At 68.7% G+C, this 17,619-nt stretch carries 15 protein-coding genes; 7 read left to right on the top strand and 8 right to left on the bottom strand.

The annotated features are described in order from the left end of the window. Nucleotide 1: 1 nt before the first annotated feature. The 4 genes from K8625_RS41740 to K8625_RS41755 all read right to left on the bottom strand — a co-directional run bounded on the left by K8625_RS41740 (nt 2) and on the right by K8625_RS41755 (nt 4,439). On the bottom strand, nt 2–1,372 hold the full coding sequence (locus tag K8625_RS41740) for a phage tail sheath C-terminal domain-containing protein (protein ID WP_223751810.1): 1,371 nt from the start codon (nt 1,370–1,372) through the stop codon (nt 2–4). A gap of 147 nt (nt 1,373–1,519) precedes the next feature. Next, nucleotides 1,520–2,026 (bottom strand): hypothetical protein, encoded by a 507-nt coding sequence (locus K8625_RS41745; protein ID WP_046713996.1) that lies wholly within the window; start codon nt 2,024–2,026, stop codon nt 1,520–1,522. A 165-nt stretch (nt 2,027–2,191) separates the two neighbouring features. Continuing rightward, nucleotides 2,192–2,668: an MEKHLA domain-containing protein gene (locus K8625_RS41750; protein ID WP_223751811.1), complete on the bottom strand. Its 477-nt coding sequence runs from the start codon at nt 2,666–2,668 to the stop codon at nt 2,192–2,194. Between the two features lie 28 nt (nt 2,669–2,696). Then, nucleotides 2,697–4,439, bottom strand: a complete 1,743-nt coding sequence (locus K8625_RS41755; RefSeq protein WP_223751812.1) for a thiamine pyrophosphate-dependent enzyme — start codon at nt 4,437–4,439, stop codon at nt 2,697–2,699. A gap of 263 nt (nt 4,440–4,702) precedes the next feature. Between K8625_RS41755 and K8625_RS41760 the strand changes: the two genes are divergently transcribed. Continuing rightward, nucleotides 4,703–6,220: a hypothetical protein gene (locus tag K8625_RS41760; protein ID WP_223785845.1), complete on the top strand. Its 1,518-nt coding sequence runs from the start codon at nt 4,703–4,705 to the stop codon at nt 6,218–6,220. 63 nt (nt 6,221–6,283) lie between these two features. Here K8625_RS41760 and K8625_RS41765 read toward each other — a convergent pair whose 3' ends face one another. The 3 genes from K8625_RS41765 to K8625_RS41775 all read right to left on the bottom strand — a co-directional run bounded on the left by K8625_RS41765 (nt 6,284) and on the right by K8625_RS41775 (nt 9,860). After that, nucleotides 6,284–8,101 carry a hypothetical protein gene (locus tag K8625_RS41765; protein ID WP_223785846.1) on the bottom strand — a complete coding sequence of 606 codons (1,818 nt, stop codon included), beginning with the start codon at nt 8,099–8,101 and terminating at the stop codon, nt 6,284–6,286. A gap of 95 nt (nt 8,102–8,196) precedes the next feature. Next, a complete protein-coding gene (locus K8625_RS41770; RefSeq protein WP_223785847.1) occupies nt 8,197–8,760 on the bottom strand; it encodes a DUF3105 domain-containing protein in 564 nt (187 codons plus the stop codon). After that, nucleotides 8,760–9,860 carry a DHH family phosphoesterase gene (locus K8625_RS41775; RefSeq protein ID WP_223785848.1) on the bottom strand — a complete coding sequence of 367 codons (1,101 nt, stop codon included), beginning with the start codon at nt 9,858–9,860 and terminating at the stop codon, nt 8,760–8,762. The genes K8625_RS41770 and K8625_RS41775 overlap by 1 nt, the downstream gene beginning before the upstream one ends. A gap of 113 nt (nt 9,861–9,973) precedes the next feature. Between K8625_RS41775 and uvsE the strand changes: the two genes are divergently transcribed. The 5 genes from uvsE (at nt 9,974) to K8625_RS41800 (ending at nt 16,327) form a co-directional block, all read left to right on the top strand. Continuing rightward, the gene (gene uvsE, locus K8625_RS41780; RefSeq protein ID WP_223785849.1) at nt 9,974–10,933 is read left to right on the top strand and encodes a UV DNA damage repair endonuclease UvsE; all 960 of its coding nucleotides are present in this window, start codon (nt 9,974–9,976) and stop codon (nt 10,931–10,933) included. A gap of 52 nt (nt 10,934–10,985) precedes the next feature. Then, nucleotides 10,986–12,818, top strand: a complete 1,833-nt coding sequence (locus K8625_RS41785; protein ID WP_223785850.1) for a M2 family metallopeptidase — start codon at nt 10,986–10,988, stop codon at nt 12,816–12,818. 117 nt (nt 12,819–12,935) lie between these two features. After that, nucleotides 12,936–13,139 (top strand): cold-shock protein, encoded by a 204-nt coding sequence (locus tag K8625_RS41790; protein WP_015349926.1) that lies wholly within the window; start codon nt 12,936–12,938, stop codon nt 13,137–13,139. A gap of 91 nt (nt 13,140–13,230) precedes the next feature. Then, a complete protein-coding gene (locus K8625_RS41795; protein WP_305070941.1) occupies nt 13,231–15,357 on the top strand; it encodes a hypothetical protein in 2,127 nt (708 codons plus the stop codon). A 19-nt stretch (nt 15,358–15,376) separates the two neighbouring features. Continuing rightward, entirely contained in the window at nt 15,377–16,327 is a 951-nt protein-coding gene (locus K8625_RS41800) for a class I SAM-dependent methyltransferase (protein WP_141323081.1), read from the top strand. A gap of 8 nt (nt 16,328–16,335) precedes the next feature. Here K8625_RS41800 and K8625_RS41805 read toward each other — a convergent pair whose 3' ends face one another. Next, a complete protein-coding gene (locus tag K8625_RS41805) occupies nt 16,336–17,067 on the bottom strand; it encodes an FKBP-type peptidyl-prolyl cis-trans isomerase (RefSeq protein WP_223785851.1) in 732 nt (243 codons plus the stop codon). A 174-nt stretch (nt 17,068–17,241) separates the two neighbouring features. Between K8625_RS41805 and K8625_RS41810 the strand changes: the two genes are divergently transcribed. Continuing rightward, nucleotides 17,242–17,589 (top strand): PilZ domain-containing protein, encoded by a 348-nt coding sequence (locus tag K8625_RS41810; RefSeq protein WP_046713983.1) that lies wholly within the window; start codon nt 17,242–17,244, stop codon nt 17,587–17,589. The last annotated feature ends 30 nt before the right edge of the window (nt 17,590–17,619 follow it).

Here is a 17,619-nt window from a genome sequence, read left to right on the forward strand (position 1 = left end):
ATCAGACCTGGACCGTGATGGTCGCGTAGATGTAGTCGATGGCGCGCACGGGCCTGACGGCCATGTTGACCCTCACGATTCCGAGCGCGAAGTCCTGCTGCGACGAATAGACCTCCACCTTGAAGGCGGGGTCCTTGCCGTCGGTGGAGGGGACGATGGCGCCGTCCTTCTCCATCTGCACCAGCGCTTCCACCAGCTTCTGCTTCAGCGCGCTGCGCCCGTCCGCGTTGTTGAGCAACCCGATGAACAGGTCGCCCACCATCTTCAGCGTGCGCACCGCGCGGTCCGCCACGCGGCGCACGTTGATCTGATCTCCATCCGTCGTCAGGCCCCGCACGACGATGGTGCCCCGGCCGCGCTCCGTGACCACCGGCACCACGAAGGCCCTGAGCAGCGCCTTCTGCTCCTCCACGCTCAGGGACAGCTCGTTCAACCCGGACACGCGCTTGAACGTGGGCGACTGGTGCGGCGTGAGGCCACCCACCATGCCCGCCACCGCGCCCACCACGCCGTGCGGCGCGACGAGCACGAACCTGTCACTCACCAGGTTGGAGGCCAGCTGCGCGGTCTCCTCCAGCGTCCCCGTGGGAGGAATCTGTCCGAAGCCCAGGCGCCCCTTGCTCTCGCCGCTCAGCGCGTTGCAGTGGCTGATGACGTCGCCATAGATGCGCGACAGCTTGGTCCTGTCGGTGAAGTCCTGCACCGCGGCCAGCACCAGGTCCACGTCGGGATGGTCCTTCAGCTTCCCCAGCGCCGTGGCGTACTCGTCCGGCGACGCGTCCTTGCCGCCCGCCAGCGTGTACGTGCCCGCCGTGGGCCAGCCCACGCCCTTCGTCGTGTCCACGCGGATGAACGACGAGGTGTCCAGCGTCGACACCAGCCCCGCCGAGTTCACGTTGCGCAGCACCTCCGCCGCGCCGCTCGCCGGGTGGATGACCTCCAGGTCGAACGACACCGTCTTGTCGATGTTGTCCCGGTAGCTCACCTTGACGGTGATGCCGTTGGCCCACGGGCCGGCGACGCGCGCCTGGAACGTCGCGCCATACTTCTCCCCGGTGGAGCCGGAGGGATACTTGCTCGCATCCGGCGGCGCGGTGATGGTCGCGCTCGTCCCCGCCGTCGCGGCGAGCGGCGAAATCACCAGCTCCGAGACACCGTTGTCCAATGCCTGTCGCGCCTCCGGGAGGCTGTAGGCGCTCGCGCGTCCGGCCACCTCCAGGAACCGCGACCAGCTGCTGGCACGTATCACCTTGCCCTGGGCTGACTCCAGGAAGCCGGTGATACCCAGAACCCCTGACGGCGCGAGCTGTTGGGGCAACACTTCCTTGACGACCGTGACCTGGACACCGGGAATGATGAGACCTGTGGCCATACGCTCCCCGACCCTCGTGAGCGAGGGGGTATCGAACCCTGCTCAGGGTGCAGGTTCCCCGGACCGTGTGACTGGGCACACGCCCACCCCGACCGGGGCACGGTCCTATTCAATGACTGGTTGTTTTTGAGCCGACGACGTCTGGAATCAGGGATTGGTGGCGGGAATCTGCACGCCCGTCTTGCGCAGCGCCGCGAGCGTCGCCGGCAGCAGCGTGGACGCCTCGTTGATGAGCGCCTTGCCCACGTTGAGCAGCAGGTCGACGATGGCGACGATGTGCTCGACGCCCGCTCCCACGAAGTCGACGATGATGTTCAGGAAGCGCTGTCCCGTCAGCGCCAGGTTCCGCGCCGAGTCCGGCAGCAGATCCAACGTGGAGTTCACCAGGTCGCGCCCGGCCTCCAGCACGTTCTTGATGGAGTCCACCACGTTGGGGTCCATCAGGGGCTTGATGAGCCCCTCCACCTGCTTGAGCACCGAGCTCAGGACATTGCGCACCGGCGTCCAGATGACAGCAATCTTGTCGGTGATGGTCTTGAAACCCGAACCGCTCACCGCCAGATACAGCTTGTACAGCGCCTGCTCGACCTGGATGGCGATGTTGTCCACCGTGGCCAGGGCGTCGGATACGTTCGCCGCTGCGTCTGCTGCCATGGAATGTCCCCCTCGAGTGATTTGAGCGCGCTCACGCGAAACATGAGCGCACACGGAGAGTATGCGAAGGAACACTCCGGATTCAAGGTTTTATCGGGTAGGCAACAAAACAGCGTTTCATCCTACCAGGCTTGAGTTGTCGCGAGTGACCCATGCGAGGGCCTTCTAGAGCGGCGCGGGCCAGACGAGCGCGCCCAGGCCCAGGTGGGTTCCTTTCGCGTCATGGACGAGCCACAGCTCCGTGTCGCGGATGCGGAACAGCTTCCCACCCTGGGTGACGCGGATGCCGGAGTAACCCTTCATGAAGCCGCGCTCCTCGACCTCTCGAATCACGGCCGCGCGATGCTCCCGGCCATCGGGTGGCGCGCTGAGTCGAGCGGGTGTTCGGAGGAACTCCTCGGCGGAGTAGCCGAACTGCCGGGACGCGGCGGCGTTGGTGTAGAAATAGACCGGCTCTGGCTGGGCATCCTGGGCCAGCAACATGAAGGGCGCCTCGGTGTGGACCCACGAGAGGCGGGTCGGGTCGGAGACGTGCTCAAGGTGGGGAGGGCAGAAGCCGACGCCCAGGGGCTTGTTGAAATATCGCCGGTAGGTGGTGTCGAGCAGCTTCAGGTACGGCAGCACTTCGTGGATGGCTTTCATCGGGGTTCCTCCGGGGAAGCGCGGGCGGTCAGAGGTTGCCGGCGCGGGGGTTGAGGCCGAGCACCTGTTCGCTGTCGACAGGGACGGTCACCAGGATGGACTGCCCCGCGCGAGCACGGTGGAGGCTCAGGATGGCGTCCAGGTTGGTGAGGTCTGGCTTCAGATCGAACCCCACCCAGCCACAGGCGCGAGCGATGTCGCCGAACTCCATGGGGGTGAGCTGGGTGTGGCGGCGAGTGGCCTGGATGCCCGGGAGGATGGTGGGCAGGGCCTGCTCGACGATGCCGTAGCTGGAGTTGTCGAGCACGAACAGGAGCAGGTCCAGGTGGCTCGCCTCGGAAAGACATCCCGCGAAGAGCCGGAAGCAACCGTCACCGGTGAATCCGACGACGTGGCTGTCGGGGCTTGCCAGTCGCGCGCCGATGCACAGGCCCAGCACGTTGCCCATGGCCGAGCCCCGATAGAGAGAGAAGAAGCGCGCGTTCGGATGGGGGCGCTGGGTGACATATTGCCGGTCCTTGTAGGAAAGACAGACATCATCGAAGCCGAGTGTCCCCGGAGCCCAGCGGGTGTCCAGCCGGGTGAAGAGCTGGCGCAGGTCCACGAAGCCGGGACGGGGTGGGAGGCGCGGCGTGTGGTTGAGGTTCGCGGGCGCGGGGGAGGCGCGTCGGGTGCGCGGAGGGCTGTGCTCCAGGTGCTCGACGAGCGCATGCAGGGCGCTGTCCAGGGGCGTCACCCATTGATGGAACTCGTGCCGCGAGCGGTGGGCGAAGCTGCCGTCGAGCTGGCCGTAGCCGTCCTCGATGGACGTGACGACGAAGGTCTTCCCGGCGGGGTAGGGCTGGAGGTTGACGGTGTACTCGTCCGGACACGCTCCGAGCACCAGGAGGACATCTTCCTCGCCCAGGTCCTTCCAGACGTCCATGGCCGCGTCGTTGCCCCCGAAGGAGATGTAGCCATGGCCCCACGGGTTCTGTCGCTCGACACCGTTGGCGCCGTTGATGCTCCAGACGAGCGAGGCTCCGAGCTGCTCACACAGGCGGGTGGTGAGCCTCGGTGCCCGAGGTGCGCGCGCCAGTTCCTCGCCGGCAAGGATGACGACGCGCCGCCCCTCCGCCGCGGCGTGGAACGTCTTGACGAAGTGACGGACGTCCTCCGGCTTCGCCTCGGGTGGACGGAGCGGGTGGAAATGGCAGGACTCCTCGCCGCTGGGGAGCTTGAGGAGGTTCGGCTCGATGACGAGCACGATGGGCTTGGACTGCTGGAGCCGGTGCTGGGCCCGGCGCAGCTGTGGGATGAGGGTGGCGGGCTGGTCGAGCACGAACACGCCCCCGGGGAGCTCCGCCTGGAGCTGGGGAACGATGTTGCTGCCGAGCGGGGAGGTGTCCTGGAGTGGGCTGAGCCCCTGACTCTTCGTGGAGCACAGGGGCACCAGGAAGACCGCCGGGATGTCATGCAGCTTGGCGTCGCTCAAGCCGCAGGACAGCAGCTTGGTCGCCGCGCCCGTGGTCGCGACGCAGCATCCCAGCCCGCCCGTGGCGAGATAGCTGCCCAGGGGCGTGAAGCCCGCGGCGTACTCGCCCAGTGTGAAGAACCAGGGAGACTCCTCGCCGCGCGGCTCCTCCCGTCGTCCTGGATGGGGCTCCAGGTTCTGGAGGAAGTGCAGCAGGCCGCCACCCGTGACTCCAGTGCAGGTCGTGACGCCCCAGGCCCGCAGCGCGGACAGGAGCACGTCATAGCCACTCGGTCGCTTCGTTGGATTGGTTGTCATGCGCACCAGGGTAGGGATTCGTGTATTTGTTTGCACGATTATGTTTCGAGTTGATTGGGGCATGGCGGGCCGCTCTGCGGGTGACGGTGTGTTGATGGTTTGTTTTTGATTTCCAGGTGTGGGCCCGGAGGCTGGCGGGGCTCGCGGCGGGCCGCGTCATGCGGGGGAGATGCGCGAGGCCTGCGGGCCGAGGCAACAAATCCGCGCGCCAGGCCGAGAACTGGTTTGTCAGTCATTTCCTTCAAGCACGCGAGAGTCTGCCCATGACCGCCCGCATCGATGGCAAGCCACGCCCGCACGTCGGGAGCACCCAGAAGAAGGAGGAGCCTTCGGCCGTGCCGGTCCGGACGCCCTCCGGGAACGGCGTCGCGGAGCGGGCGCGTCAGAAGGGCGTCGTGGATGCCTTTCAGGGAGCGCGGCTGAGCGAGCGTTCGCTGGCGAGCCTCGGCAATCCCACGGCGCTCGCGAAGCAGGGGGCGGCGTGTCCTGTCCCGGTGCTGACGCCCGCGGAGGAGGCGGAGGCGCGGCGGGCCATCGAGGAGGCGACGGGCCGCGAGGACCCGGAGACCATCGCGGAGTGGCTGAGGGCGCATCCGGACCCCGCGGAGCAGGCGGCGTTCATGGACATGCTCTTCGACTACGGCCCCACGGTGGGGAACATCCTCGACAACGCGGACGACCTGAGCCCGGAGGACCAGCAGCTCCTCTCGGACGCGCTGGACGCGGCCTACCGGCGGGGAGAGGTCACGCTCGAGGAGCTGAAGGAGGCGGTCGGCTCCCACGGGAACGGGACGTGGAGCGGCGAGTCCCACGAGATGTTGGCGAAGATCATCGCCGGGACGGGGAACCCGGACCTCATCAACGCCTACGTGGAGCGCGAGCTGGACAACATGCAGGCCGAGAACGTGGAGGACCCCGCGCGAGCGGTGGCCATCGCCACGGCCCTGGCGAGCCTTCCGCCGGACGAGCTCCAGAAGTTCCTCGAGCGCAACCCGGAGGTCGTCTCGCGGGTGTTGAAGAACCTCGAGGAGCCCATCGCGCGCATGGGAACGGGGTCGTACGAGGCGCTCGGGAAGCTGCTGGACGCGGCCGGCGCCATCCAGCCGCCCACACCCCAGTCCCTCCAGGTGTTCATGGACAGCATCCCGTACCTGGGTGAGAACGAGGAGTCCCGCGCCGCGGCGGCCCGGTTCTTCACGCGCAACGCGGATGCCATCCTCGCGTCCGTGGCGGACGCCTCTGGAGCCATCAGCAGCCAGAGCGCCGGGAAGCTCGCCGAGTTCTTCACGAGGACGCTCTTCACCGACCCCTCATTCGAGGGACAGGAGGCCCTGCACACGTTCGTGGTGCAGAAGCTGGGGGAGATGCAGAGGCGGCTGGAGACCGAGGCGACCGCCAATCCTCCTTCTCAGGACGCTCAGCGCCTGGCCCGGGGCATGGGCAGCCTCGTGGGCGCCATCGAGGGCGGCTTCATGCTCGCCGTCGAGGAGCTGGACGCGCGCAACGAGGCCACCGAGGGCCTGGTGGGGTTGATCTTCAAGGCCAAGGACCTGCTTCCGGACGTGTCGCTCCCCGTGATTGGGAGCGTGCGCGACCTCACGCTCGACCAGATCCAGGACTGGGTCACCGACGCGCTGAAGGAGCATCCGGATGACCCGAAGGATGCGATTCCCTTCCACCTGCTCTTCGGAGAGGCCATCTCCAATCCGCTGCTGGCGACCATCTACGAGACCGCGCGGGGCACCGCCCTGGACAACCGCGAGCTCGGCCTGGACGACTGAGTCCGGACGGGAACGACACGGCTCCGTCTCTCGAGTCGAGCGCCGGAGCCGTCGTGCTGGTTGCTACCAGGCCACGCTGTCCAGGTGGACGGTGCCCGTCCAGCCCGCGTTGGTGATGAGCTCCACGCCCAGCTGGTACAGCGGCGTGGTGCTGTCCGAGGGCAGGGGAAGGGTCAGCGTGTTCCAGGCCCCCGTCTGGAGGCTGCTCGCGGCGGTCCACTTGCCCGTGTAGCGCCAGTTGCTGGTGGCGCCCTCCAGCGCGAACGGCTGGACGGCGGTGAGCTTGCTCCCCGCGGGAACCCACAGGCGCATCGTGACCACGCCCGCTTGAGGCACGGTGGCGGTCATCACGGACACGACGCCCGTGCCCGCGGTGCCACTGAACGGAATCGCGAGCGAGCGCGTGCCCGACTGGGGCCGGGTGGTGGTGGACGTCGCGGTCTTGAGCGGCGCGCCCGTGGCGGACCAGCCCTCGGTGCCGGACTCGAAGCCATACCCACGACCCGTGCCCCCGCCCGAGCCGGCGTCCGGTGTCCCCGCGTCGGTGCCGCCCGAGCCGGCGTCTCGCGGTCCCCCTGCATCCGGAACCCCCGCGTCGGTTCCTCCGTCGGTGCCAGTGCCCGGGACGGGCAGGGTGGTGCCCGTGGCCGGGAGCGTCAGTCCACCGGCGGTCAGGAAGGGCGACGCGTTGCTCTTGAGATAGGGCTGGCCGTTCGTGCCCAGGTCATTGGTGTAGGAACTCTGTCCGCCCGCGCCCGCGCCGAAGAGCAGCGCGATGACACCCGCGTTGGCGAACTTGCGCCGGTGCGCGTCTCCAGCGGGGCCGAAGAAATACTCGGTCCGGTTGTCTCGGTAGCCCGCGCGAGGGGTGCCATCGTTGTTGATGTTGCGGTGCTGTGAGTTGCCGAGCGGAATCTGCCAGAGCACCCAGCGCTTGCCGGAGGTCTGGTTCATCAGCGTGAGCCACTGGTGGTAGCGATTGAACGAGCGCGAGGCGATGGCGGCGTTGTCGTTCGTGTCCCACCACACGTCCTGGCCCCGGGTGAGCTTGTAGAAGTCCGCGTCACGGTCCAGCGGGTCTCCGACGAGCACGTCGTACGTCGCGCCGGTGCTGTTGGCGCCCAGGCCCAGCGGCTTGAGGAAGTTGACGACCTTGTCCACCTCCGGCTGCAGGGGATCGCTGATGGAGCAGCAGGAGATGTCCTTGCCGCTGGCCCACGCGGAGATGTGGAGGCCGAGGATGACGTTGTTCGCGCCCACGGCCTTGCGCAGCTGGAGGAAGGCGAGCCCCCATCCGGCGACGGTGTTGGGCAGGCCCGCGAGCTCCGGCATGCCCGTCGCCGCGACGGCGGCGTACGTGTTGGGGTTGGAGTTCGTATAGAACTGGAGCAGGCCCACCGCGTCCGGTTCGATGGGCATCAGCACCGGCCTGCCGTACTCCTTCGCGCGCTGGAGGAGGATCTTGAAGTCACTGAAGTAGCCACGCATGGTGTCGATGTTCTGCACCTTCTCGAGGGACTCGGCCTCGCCGCCGCCCGGCTCCGCGAAGAGCTGGTAGAAGACGGGCGCGGGGATGAAGCCCTGGGTGTTGGACTCGGTGAGGAAGGTCTTCGCCCACGCGCCATCGCGCGGGCCCCAGCCCCAGTTGTCCACCCAGCCCTTGGTGAGGTAGCGGTAGCGCACGTCCCAGGGGACGCCGCTGTCACGCATCCAGTTCTGGCCCGCTTCCTCGAACAGGCCGATGGACAGGCGATTGGGGAGGCCCGTGGGCACGGGGCCCTTCACGCCGGGCGGTGCGGCTTGAGCGAACGCGGACGACACAGCCAGGGTCGTGCAGGCCAGCGCCAGCACGGCGACGGTTCTTCGGAGCGTTGTTCTCATGCCCCTGAATACAAACGGCGTGCGGTCGCCACGCCGGTTGCCCGCAGCGGGAGCCTCGTCGCCTGCTACACGTCCGGGGCCTCAGCCCCTCGGTGTCACGGGCCGGGACAGGCGAGGCCCGGCTCGGGCGCGTCCGTGTCCTGGAAGGCGAGCAGGCAGCGGAGCGCTTCCGGATCCGCGGCGTCAGCCAGATACGTGCGCCGCCACAGCATCGCGGCCACGCGGTTGGGCAGTCGCGGGTCCTGCGCGATGAGCGCGCGGCGCACGCCGTTGGCGCCGATGGGCACGGTGGCCGCCGCGGCCTCCAGCTTCGCCACTTCGTCGGGACAGCCGTCCGGGCAGTTGTAGAGGAACACCGCGTGTCCGTGCTCCAGGTTGTGGACGTACAGGCAGCGCGACACGGGTTCTTCGTAGATGCCACAGCGGGCCACGCTGGCGCAGTGGGGACCGGAGTTCGGAGGGTTCTCCCCGTTGCCGCAGGCGGGGCTGTCGCAGACGGCGAGGTGCCCGGAGGACGTCTGCGTGGAGAGGGGGAAGCTGAACTGGCCGCAGCCGCCAGGCGCCGCGTCCGAGGAGTCGCAGGCGGACAGGGACAGGAGCGCGAGCAGCGAGGGGAGGGTGAGGAGGCGTTGGGCGTGCACGCCCCCGTCATACCGCATCAGCCGGGGAACGCACCGCGACGCTCCACGTCCTGGGCGCGCAGCCCTGGCAGCCCCACGGCTTCGGCGAAGCGGAGGAAGTCGGACTGGCTCACGCTGCCTCCCGTGGCGCGAGCATGGCCGTGGCCCAGCTCCTCGCCCATCGGCGGCAGGCCCAGTCCCTGGATGAAGGCCCTCAGGTCGATGGGCGCATGGCTGCGCATCGCGAAGTTCACGCGGCCGGGCAGGTAGCCCGTGTTGGCCGCGATGACGATGTGCTCGGGCAGCCGCTGCGTCCATCGCACCGCCACCAGCGGATGAACCTGCGCCTCCGAGCTGAACAGGAGCAGCGCCACACGCGAGGCGACGCGCGGCGGTGTGCGAGCACACCGTTCGACCTCGCGGCGCACCTCCACGCGGCAGTCGTGCAGTTCGTCCACGCCGGGCACGCGACCCTCGGAGATGTCCTTCGCGGTCCCCCCGCGCAGCAGGACCTCCAGGGCCCGGGGCGCGGCGAAGCGGGCCGAGCGTCGGGCCGCGTTGATGAGGGACACCGTCTCCGTCACCGCCTTGCGGTTCGCGCGTCGCAGCGCGTCCTTGAGGAACGGCATGGGGGCATCCGCGCCCAGGTCCCCCACGGTGCCAAGCACCGCGAGCCACTCCAGCGGCCCCGGCACGACGAGCGGCGACACCAGCACGTAGGTGAGCAGGCTGCTGCTCGCGATGGGCTCATGGCCGTACGCGGTGACGACGCGTGCCTCGGGAGGAAAGGACTCCGCCGCGTGGTGGTCCACGATGAGGGTGGGGACAGAGGGCAGCAGCGGGGCGGGTCTGCTGCCCATGTCGAGGACGACGAGCGCGTCGGGCTTCGTCGCGCCGAGCCGCTCCAGGAAGCCGGGCGAGTGGGCATGCTCTCCCTTCCCGGGCACGCGGACGGCGACGCGGGCGCCCACGGCCTCGAGCGCTCGCACCATCAGGACGCCGGAGGCCAGGCCATCCACATCCGAGTGGGGCGCCACCAGCACGCGCTTGCCGCGCTGGGCTTGGATGAAGCGTCGGGCCTCGGCGAGCGCCTTTTCAGACGTGGGCCAGGCGGGGTCCTTCGTGTGACCGAGCAGCATGCCTTCAAGCTGTAACGCCAACCCCTGACAGCAGAAGGAGCGGCAAGGGGAGCCCGCCTGCTCCACGAGCGTGCCCGAGTGGGGCTGGTGGCCCGCTGTGCGTGGGCCCGTTCGTGGCGAGCTTGTCTCAGGTGATGGAAGGCTTCGACTCCTACCGACTCGGCTATGTCGCGCAGAGCCTGACGCTGGGCGTGAGCGCGGGGCACACCTGCCGCCTGGCGGGCGCCACGCCCCAACGACTGGAGTCGCTCATCGCTCAGAACCTCGAGGAGCTCCAGCGCCTGCTCGAGTTCAACGCCTCGCGAGGCATCGAGGTGTTCCGCATCGGCTCCTCGCTCATCCCGTTCGGCTCGCACCCGGTGAACACGCTCCCGTGGTGGAAGACCTTCGGCCGGGACTTCGAGCACCTGGCCCGCCTCGCGCGCCGCTCGAATCAAAGGCTGTCGATGCATCCCTCGCCGGCGGGCGCCTCGCTGTCCTCCCGGCACGCGCGGGTTCGCGAGGCCTCGCTGGCGGAGCTGCGCTACAGCGCGCGCGTGTTGGACTTGCTGGAGGCCGGGCCCGAGTCGCGCGTGGTGCTCCATGTCGGAGGCGCCGCGCCGACGCGCGAGGAGGCGCGGGTCGCCGCGCACCGCTTCCTGGACGAACTGCCCGAGTCGCTGCGCGAGCGACTCACCATCGAGCACGACGACAAGGTGTGGAGCGCGCGGGAGGTCCTGCCCCTCGCGCGCGAGCACGGCGTCCCGATGGTGGGAGACAACCTCCACAACGCGGTCCTCGCCTCGACGCCTGTGATGTCATTGAAGGAGCTCCTGCGCGAGGCCGCGTCGACGTGGACTGCGCTGGACCTGCGGCCCAAGTTCCACCTGGCCAGCCAGCGTCCCCAGGCGCGGGCCGGGGCCCACTCGGACCGGGTGGACCCGGCGGACTTCCGGAAGATGGTGGCCGCGCTGCCCGTGCCGGCGGACCTGATGCTGGAGGCGAAGGAGAAGGACGTCGCGGTTTTCGCATTGCGTCAGCTTGCGAACGCACGCCGAGGCCGACGCGGTGGGGTGGGCGCGCCGGCGCCGTAGACATTGTTTTCTTGGATGTCTTCGGGCGGCGGTTCCTCTACGGTCCGCGTCCATGAACCGGACCCGACTCACGCAGTCGTTGCTGCGCTCGGCCCTCGTGGCCCTGGCGCTGACCGCCGCCCCTGGCCTCGCCCAGACGCCCGCCGCGAAGGCCACGCCCGAAGAGGCGAAGCAGTTCGCCGAGAAGGTGAACGCGGACCTCAAGCGCCTGTGGACGAAGCAGGCCACCGCCGAGTGGATCAAGTCCACGTACATCACCGACGACACCGAGCGGAACGCCGCCTACGTCAACGAGGAGGTGCTCGGCTACGTCAACGGCGCCATCAAGGACTCGCGCCACTTCGACGGGCTGAAGCTGGACGCTGACACCGCGCGCATGCTGCACCTCTTGCGCGTGTCGCAGGCGCTGCCCGCGCCGTCGGACGCGAAGAAGCGCGCGGAGCTGGCCACCACGGCCGCCAAGCTGGAGGGCCTCTACGGCAAGGGCAAGTACTGTGGCGCCGACGGCAAGGGGAAGTGCCGCGACCTGGAGGAGCTCTCCGACGTCATGGCCGAGAGCCGCGACTACGCCGCGCTGCTCGACGCGTGGCAGGGCTGGCACTCCATCTCCCGGCCCATGCGCCCGCTGTACGAGAACCTGGTCACCATCTCCAACGATGGCGCCAAGGACATCGGCTTCAACGACCTGGGCACGCTGTGGCGCTCCGGCTACGACATGCCGCCCGCGGAGTTCGAGAAGGAGGCCCAGCGCCTGTGGGGCCAGGTCAAGCCCCTATATGACGACCTGCACTGCTACGTGCGCGGGCGGTTGGCGAAGCAGTACGGCGCGGACAAGGTGCCCGCGGGCAAGCCCATCCCGGCGCACCTCTTGGGCAACATGTGGGCCCAGGAGTGGAACAACATCTACCCCCTGGTGGAGCCGTTCCCCGGTCAGGCCAGCCTGGACGTGGACGCCGCGCTGAAGGCGCAGAACTACGACGCGCTGAAGATGGTGCGACTGGGGGAGAAGTTCTTCACCTCGCTCGGCCTCAAGCCGCTGCCGGAGACCTTCTTCGAGCGCTCGCAGTTCACCAAGCCCAGGGATCGCGACGTCGTCTGCCACGCCAGCGCGTGGGACGTGACGTACGAGAACGACCTGCGCATCAAGATGTGCATCAAGCCCACCGAGGAGGACCTGGTCACCATCCACCACGAGCTGGGCCACAACTACTACTACACGTACTACTACAACCTGCCCGTGCTCTATCAGGCCGGCGCCAACGACGGCTTCCACGAGGCCATCGGCGACGCGCTGACGCTGTCCATCACCCCCGCGTACCTCCAGCAGGTCGGCCTGCTCAAGGAGGTGGCGAAGAACGACAAGAACCTCATCAACCTCCAGCTCAAGGACGCGCTGGAGAAGGTGGCCTTCCTGCCCTTCGGCCTGCTCGTGGACCAGTGGCGCTGGGAGGTCTTCTCCGGCCGCGTGAAGCCGGCGGACTACAACAAGTCCTGGTGGGCCCTGCGCCAGAAGTACCAGGGCGTGGCCGCGCCGGTGGCCCGCTCCGAGCAGGACTTCGACGCGGGCGCCAAGTACCACGTCCCCGCCAACGTCCCCTACACCCGCTACTTCCTGGCCCGCATCCTCCAGTTCCAGTTCCACAAGGCCCTGTGCGAGGCCTCCGGCTACAAGGGCCCCCTCCACGAGTGCTCCATCTACGGGAACAAGGAGGCCGGAAAGCGGCTGCAGGCGATGCTGGAGCTCGGCGCCAGCAAGCCCTGGCCGGATGCGCTCCAGGTCGTCACTGGGACTCGCCGCATGGATGCGACACCGTTGCTGGATTATTTCAGCCCTCTGCGTCAGTGGCTGAAGACCCAGAACAAGGGCCAGAAGTGCGGATGGTGAAGGTCCCTGGTGGACTTCCCGGGGAAAGGCCGCGTAGATTCTCGGGGTCCGTTAGAGTTCGCTCGGTAGGACCGGACGGCGGATTTTCGCGTCCGTGACGAAAGAAGAAGAAAGCAAATGGCTACTGGTACCGTGAAGTGGTTCAACGATGCGAAGGGCTTTGGCTTCATCACCCAGGACGGCGGTGGTGAGGACGTGTTCTGCCACCACACCGCCATCAACATGGATGGCTTCCGCACCCTCCAGGAGGGGCAGAAGGTGGAGTTCGAGGTCGCCCGCGGCCCCAAGGGTCTTCAGGCGCAGAACGTCCGCGCTGCCTGATTCCCGGCGTCGTTCGTAACGACTTCCTGGATGCATCATGAGGGTCCGGCCTGCCAAGGGTCGGGCCCTTCGTGCTTTCTCGGAGCTGTCCATGTCCTTGTCGAAGCCGCGTTGGGTGTCCCCGTTGCGCGCCTGGCCCCTGGTGATGCTGCTGGGGTGCTCCACGACGTCCCCCACGCCGACGCCCGCCGCCGCGGTGGACGCGCGGCCCGCTCCCGAAGGCCCCGCGATGAAGCCCTCGTCCGACGCGCTGGCCCAGGTGACGGCGGAGCTGGTGGCGAAGCACGGCGAGGCGCAGCGCGCGCGCATCGAGCGCGGCGTCGCGCAGGTGGCCCTGCTGTGGCGCACCGAGGACGGGGACCTGGCCGCCTTCGCGCGCGAGCAGTTCGTGTCGGACCCCCAGGTGCTGGACGCGACCTTCGCGCGGCTGGAGCGCCTGTTCGAGCAGCTCGACGGGCACATGCTGGAGCTGGGGCGCGAGACGCAGTGGTACACGGACCTGGACCTGGGTCCGCTGCTTCCCGTGGAGCCGCTGGTGGCGTCGTATGACCCGTCCTCGCATGTGACGGAGGATCTGTTCCGCGCGAAGGTCGGCTTCGTGGTGCTGCTCAACTTCCCGCTGACGACGCTGGAGGCGCGCACGCGCCAGGGCGCGACGTGGACGCGGCGGCAGTGGGCCGAGGCTCGGCTGGCGGGGCGCTTCAGCATGCGCATCCCCGCGGACGTGCAGCAGGCGTCCTCGCGCGAGGTGGCGGCGGCGAACCTGTACATCGCCGAGTACAACGTGTGGATGCACCACCTGGTGGACGAGCGCGGCGAGCGGCTCTTCCCCAAGGGCCTGCGCCTCATCAGTCATTGGAATCTGCGCGACGAGCTGAAGGCGGACTACGCGGACCCGCGCGGACACGAGAAGCAGCGGACCATCGTGCAGGTGATGGAGCGCATCATCACCCAGACGATTCCGGCCGCGGTCATCGACAACCCGAGGCTGGACTGGAACCCGTTCACCAACGCCGTCACGGTGGCGCCGCCCCAGACGGTGGAGGCGGACGCGCCCTCGCGCGAGGCCCGCGCGGACGCCACGCGGGAGGCGGACGTGCGCTATGCGCGGATGCTCGCCATCTTCCGGGCGGAGCGGAAGCTGGACGCGTACGCGCCGGTGGCGCCCACGCGCATCGCCCGCTCGTTCGAGCTGGGACGTGAGCTGCCCGAGGCGCGGGTGAAGGCGCTGCTGACGCAGGTGCTGGAGTCACCGCTGGTGCCCCGCGTGGCCGCGGAGATCCAATCCCGGCTGGGACGGAAGCTGGAGCCGCAGGACGTCTGGTACGCGGGCTTCAAACCCGGGGCGAAGCGGCCGGAGTCGGAGCTGGATGCGCTGACGCGCAAGCGCTACCCGACGGCGGAGGCGTTCGCGAAGGACCTGCCGCGCATCCTCCAGGGCATGGGCTTCAGCGCACAGAAGGCGGACTGGCTGGCGGCGCGCATCCGCGTGGATGCTTCGCGTGGCGCGGGCCATGCGCAGCAGGCGCTGCGGCGCGGTGACTTCGCCCGGCTGCGCACGCGAGTGGAGAAGGGGGGCATGGACTACAAGGGCTACAACATCGCGGTGCACGAGCTGGGGCACAACGTGGAGCAGACCTTCGGGCTCTACGGCGTGGACCACACGCTGCTCACCGGGGTGCCCAACAACGCCTTCACGGAGGCGCTGGCCTTCGTGTTCCAGGCGAGGGATCTGGAGCTGCTGGGGCAGGACAGGCCCACCGCGGAGAGCGAGCGGGAGCGGGTGCTCGGCGACTTCTGGCAGACCTGGGAGCGCTCGGGCATCGCGATGGTGGACATGGCCGTGTGGCATTGGCTGTACGCGAACCCGGAGGCCACGCCCGCGCAGCTGCGGGACGCGGTGGTGTCCATCTCCCGCGACGTGTGGAATCGCTACTACGCGCCGGTGCTGGGTGGAAAGGACACCACGCTGCTGGCCGTCTACAGCCACATGATCAGCTACCCGCTGTACCTGCCGGACTATCCGCTGGGGCACCTCATCGCGTTCCAGATCGAGGAGCACCTGTCGCGCAAGGGGCCGCTGGGGGCGGAGTTCGAGCGGATGGCGACGTACGGCTCGGTGACGCCGGACCTGTGGATGACGCACGCGACGGGGGCGCCGGTGAGCGCGGAGCCGCTCTTGCGCGCGACAGAGGCGGCGCTGAAGGCGCGACCGTAGGGTAGGCTCGGCGCCGCTCATGCCCATCAAGCGTCGCATCAAGGAGCTGTTGGCCCAGGGGTTGGTGAAGGGAAGCCGGCGGCTCGGGTTGCTCGACGACCCGAGGCTGTTCCAGGTCTACGAGCGTGGCGGCTACCACGTCACGCCGAACCACTTCTATCAGCCCATCCCCGACACGGGCTCGCTGCCCGAGGCGCTGTGGGGCACGCGCTCGAAGATGGTGGGAATCGACCTGCGCGAGTCGAGCCAGCTCGCGCTGCTCGAGCGCCTGTCCTCGAAGTACCGCGACGAGTACCAGGCGTTCCCGAGGTCCGCGACGGGTGAGCCGCACGTCTACCACCTGGGCAACAGCGAGTTCGGGACGGTGGACGCGGAGGTGGCCTACGGGCTGGTGCGCGAGCTGCGGCCGCGAAGGCTGTTCGAGATCGGCTCCGGCTGGTCCACGCGGCTGTCCGCGCAGGCGTGCCGGAAGAACGAAGGGGAGGGCGCGCCCGCGTGCGAGCTGGTGGCCTTCGAGCCCTATCCGAGCGAGGTGCTGCGCGCGGGCTTCCCGGGCCTGACGCGCCTGGAGCCGCTGAAGGCGCAGGACATCCCGTACTCGGAGGTGGAGCGACTGGAGGCGGACGACATCCTCTTCATCGACTCCAGCCATGTGTTGAAGGTGGGCAGCGACGTGCAGGTGGAGTTCCTGGAGCTGCTGCCTCGGCTGAAGAAGGGCGTGGTGGTGCACGTCCACGACATCTTCCTGCCGGCGGAGTACCCGCGCGCGTGGGTGCTGGAGCACCGGCGCTTCTGGACGGAGCAGTACCTGCTGCAGGCGTTCCTGAGCTTCAACGACAGCTTCGAGGTGCTCTGGGGCAGCAGCTTCATGCACCTGACGCATCCGGAGCGGTTGCGTCAGGCGTTCCCGTCGTACCGGGGGGCTCCCGAGGACTGGCCCGGGAGCTTCTGGCTGCGTCGGGTGAAGTGAGGCGCTGACTACTGACGGGTGTCGCCGGGGATGGCGACCAGCTCCACGTCGAAGGTGAGGACGGCGTTGGGCGGGATGCGCGAGCCGGAGGGCGGACGCTCGCCGTACGCGGTGTCTCCGGGGCAGGTGAGCTTCGCCTTGCCGCCGACCTTCATGCGCGACACGCCCTGCGTCCAGCAGGGGATGACGCCGTTGAGGGGGAACTCGACGGGGATGCCGCGCTTGGCGGACGTGTCGAAGATGGAGCCGTCCACGAGCCGGCCCTCGTAGTGGACCTTGACGGTGTCGGTGGCGCGCGGGCTCTTGCCCGTGCCCGCCTGCGTCTCGCGGTAGATGACGCCCGAGGGCAGCTTCACCGCGCCGGGCTCCCTCGCCGCGCGCACCAGGGCCGCGTTGCCGGCCTGCGCCTGACGCGACTTCGCGAAGGCCTGGATCTTCGGCGCGAACTCCTTGGGCTCGAGGGCGGCCGTGCCGGCCATGCCGTCCACCATGCCGCGCTGGAGGATCTGCACCTCCTCCGGCGTGAGCGCGAAGAGGGACAGGTCCTTCCCCACGCTGGCTCCCAGCGCGTAGATGGTCTGCTGCTCCTCGGTGAGCTCGCTGGGGTCCACGGCCGCGGGCGCCGCTGGCGCCTTCGCCGCGGGCTCGGCCTTCTTCACGGGAGCCGGAGCACCGCCTTGCGCGTGCGCGCCCGTGGCGCCGAGCACCAGGGCGAGCGTTGCCATCCACATCGTTCGCATGGTTCCACCTTTCCTCATGGGCACTGGAATATAGGGCCCGAGCGTCCGCGCCCAGCACGAACTGGGAGTCGCGAAAGGGTCGTTTTCTTGCGCGACACGCTCGTGCCTCTACCCTGCGCCCAGGTTGCTTCAACCCCGGAGCAACCTGTTGCACGCAGCGAAGGAGCTGGAGCGATGAGCGACAAGCGTAAGTCGAAGCGGGCGCCCCTCGACATCTACCTGAACAAGTACATGGGCGGCGTGCCGTACATGTCGCGGGCCGCGGACATCAGCCCGGAGGGTGTGAGCCTGGCCCGGTTGATCGAGCCCCAGCACGACGCCAAGCGCGTGGGTCTCCAGTTCCAGCTGCCGGGCTCGGAGGAGATCATCTACGCGGAGGGCGAGGTGGTGCGCGAGTGGGTGGAGCTGTCCACCGCCAAGCGCGAGCACTCGGGTGTGCGCTTCACGCTGCTCACCGAGCGGCACCGGAAGATGATCGACGCGTACGTGGACCGTCACGGCCGCGCGGGCAGCGAGAACTGACGCGCCGCGCTGTCGGGCCTCGGGGGTTGC

The organism is Myxococcus sp. AS-1-15 (assembly GCF_020037055.1).
Taxonomy (GTDB): Bacteria; Myxococcota; Myxococcia; order Myxococcales; family Myxococcaceae; genus Myxococcus; species Myxococcus fulvus.